The organism is Eubacterium sp. AF15-50 (assembly GCF_934835595.1).
Classification (GTDB): Bacteria; Bacillota; Clostridia; order Lachnospirales; family Lachnospiraceae; genus Eubacterium_G; species Eubacterium_G segne.
Genome location: NZ_CAKVZL010000137.1, coordinates 1 through 3,230 on the forward strand (window position 1 = coordinate 1; position 3,230 = coordinate 3,230).

Genomic DNA, 3,230 nt, shown 5'->3' on the forward strand with positions numbered 1-3,230 from the left:
GCATAGAGTTTGGAGTTATATCACGGGGAATTGATAAAGGGCTTCTATTGCAAAAAGGCTTTATTTTGATGCCTTTATTTTGCATATATAAGATTTATCGCACCCCTAGAGCATACGCTTTAGGGCTTTTTTCGTGTTACTCTTACTATTTTACTAATTGAAGGAGAACGAAAATGAGACGAAACAACACAACCAAAAAGGTTATTTCAATTGCTCTTACCATGGCATTGGCATTTTCAAATGTAAGTATAACTTACACAAAAGCTGATGACACATCAAATGCAATTGAAATATCAGACGCCACTCAGTGGGCCAAAATCGGTAAGGATGCTGAATTTCCATTAGATGGAAATTATATTCTTACTAGCGACATTGAAAATGTTACTGAAACAATAGGTCAGGGTGATAATACTTTACCTGATGCTTTTACGGGAACAATTGATGGTGACGGACATAGCGTAACATTAGATATTAACGCTCAGAAAACTTATCAGGGATTAATCGGTCAGACTAATGGTGCCACAATTAAAAACCTTGTAGTTAAGGGAAATGTTACATCAACTCTTGGATTTGATGCAGGTATTGTGGCTAAAGCAGTTAATACAACCATTACAAATTGTGGTAACGAAGCAACTATAAATGTTACAAACAAAAATGCGAAAAACATTGCCGGAATCACAGGATATTCTGAAAATACAACCATTACAAACAGTTATAATGTAGGTGACATTACCGGTGGAGCGAGAGTTGCAGGTATAACAGGTGAAATTAAAACATACACATCAATTGAAAACTGCTATAACACAGGAAGTGTTACTACAACAGCAACCAGAACAATATATTCAGGTGGATTAGTCGGTTATGGATATGGTACCACAAACAATGTATCAACAGTAAAAAACAGTTATACAACCGGTGCGGTTACGGAAAAAACTCAAAATGGTGCAGCTATAGGATATATTAATGCCTATGTTTCTTTTGAAAAATGCTATTATCTTGAAGGGATAAATTCAAATGTTTATGGCTTTAAAATTTCTGATGCAGATGAACCTGATGTTACAAAATTATCATCAGATGAATTAAAAGGTATTGCATCTGATTTAGGAGAAGCATTTGCAACAGACAGCAGCATAAATAATGGTTATCCTGTTTTAAAATGGCAGATTAAGGCTACAAACACTGATGTGGAAGATAAGGCAACCCTTGATGCACTTGTAAATGAACTTCCATCAGGAGTTATTTCTCCGAAATTTAATACAGACAAAAATATTAACACATATTTATCAAATCTCATTGAATCCAAAGAAGCTTACGCCAATAAAGGCATAAAAGTATCAATAAAGAATGTTGAAAACAGATTTTCTGATGGTGCAACATACATTGATGAAGATGGAACAATACATTATTTTTACATTGATTTATTTGATGCCGGATATGCATACAGATATATGGGACAGGCAGATGTTACATTTAATTTAACATTAAATAATGTTACAGTGGAATATGCACCAAGATGTGTTAATTTCTATTGGGATTTAGACAAGGTAAAAAAAGACCTTGAAGCAGTAAGGGATGAATACATTGATAATCAGATTTTAGACAAAAACGAAGATTTACAAAGTGTAACAGAAAACTTAATGCTTCCTGCTAATCCAAATGTCAGTCACAATGGCTCAGATAAAAATGTTAAATGGGTAAAAGTAAAGTATACATCCTCAGATAGCAGTGTAATTTCAATTAGTAACTCTGCTGAATGGGACAGTGACTTTACTAACATGTACTATACAGCAAAGGTAAATAGAAAATCAGAGGATCAAAATGTTGTTATAACAGCTGAATTTACATTTGGCAGATATAATTCATGTGAAGATCAGGTTACTGAAACCATTAAACGTGAAATACCTGTTAAAGTTTTAGCATATAACGAAGTATTAGAGCAGACAAAGGCATTACAGGAAAAGGTTGACACATATAAAGATAATCTTTCAAATTTCACTACAGGTGGAGATATTGATTTAAGTAATGTGAAAGATGACATACAGTTAGTTATCCCTAAAAAGTTAGGTCTTGATGGTAAGTATTACGATTTCAAGGTTGAAAGCAGCGATACATCTGTAATGGAAATTTATGGCTATCGTACATACACATACAGACCACTTCCGGGAGAAGATAAAAAAACAATTACATTAACAGTAACAATTACCAACAAGGAAAATCCTGATATTTCTGCTTCAACTAAGTTTGACGTAACAGTTTTACCTTTAACAGAAGAAGAAATAACCAATGCTGTTAATTTTATGAATAGTGCAAAAGAAAACTTCTTTGAGTTTATAAAAAATGAAAACAGCGATGCAAATAATATTACAGGAGATTTGAAGGTATTTTACGGCATATATCAGGATGAAAATGGAAATGTTTATTCATCAAACTATGTTTCAAAGCCAGATAATAACGGAATTATTGCAAGAATTGTAAATCCGGAAGAAGAAATTCCTGACCATCAGAGATACTGGATATCATCAGACAAAAACATTATTGATGATGAGACTTTAAGAGTAACAATGCCGGTTTATAATACTAAGGTTACAGTAGGTGCAGTAATTTCTCATGAAATATATGAAAATTATGCTAAAAGATATGCCGATGATCCTGTATACGGAAAAATCTTCGCACAACTTGCTAATCAGAAAGTTTTAGTAGAATTAAATGTTATAGGAGAAAAGGGTGAAGAGCCAACTACAGCAGAACCTACTACCGAAAAGCCTTCTGAAACAACTACAACATCAAAGGTTACACCAACATCTAAAGCAATTGATGGCAAATATAAGAAATTAGTTGTTACAAAGTTTAAGGCAAAGAAAACTAAAAAGAGTATTAAATTATCATGGCAGAAAAATAAGAAGGCAACCGGCTATCAGATTAAATACTGGACAAGCAAAAATTCAAAACATGCCAAGGTAAAACTCCTTAAAAAGAACACTATTGTTAAGTCAACAATAAAAGGAGTTAAGAAAGGCAAAAAATATATAATTATCATTCGTACATGCAATGTTGTAAATGGTAAAAAGATATATGGAAAATGGTCAAAGCGAATTGTGAAAATTAAATAGTTAAAATACTTTTAGAGGGACTATCGCTAATGTGATATGTCCCTTTGTAGTTTGCGCGCCATGGGCGCGCTCTAACGGGTGAAAGTCCCGAACACGCCCAGATAGTGGGAAGTGTATAGC

Annotated in this window: 1 protein-coding gene; it reads left to right on the forward strand. The window is 33.4% G+C overall.

Going from position 1 to position 3,230, the window contains the following annotated elements:
* Positions 1–173 precede the first annotated feature (173 nt).
* Positions 174–3,110: a fibronectin type III domain-containing protein gene (locus tag Q5O73_RS10385; protein ID WP_302669648.1), complete on the forward strand. Its 2,937-nt coding sequence runs from the start codon at positions 174–176 to the stop codon at positions 3,108–3,110.
* Positions 3,111–3,230 lie beyond the last annotated feature (120 nt).

Coding starts and splice junctions, on each gene's coding strand:
- Q5O73_RS10385 (WP_302669648.1), top strand. CDS start 174: ATGAGACGAAACAACACAACCAAAAAGGTTATTTCAATTGCTCTTACC.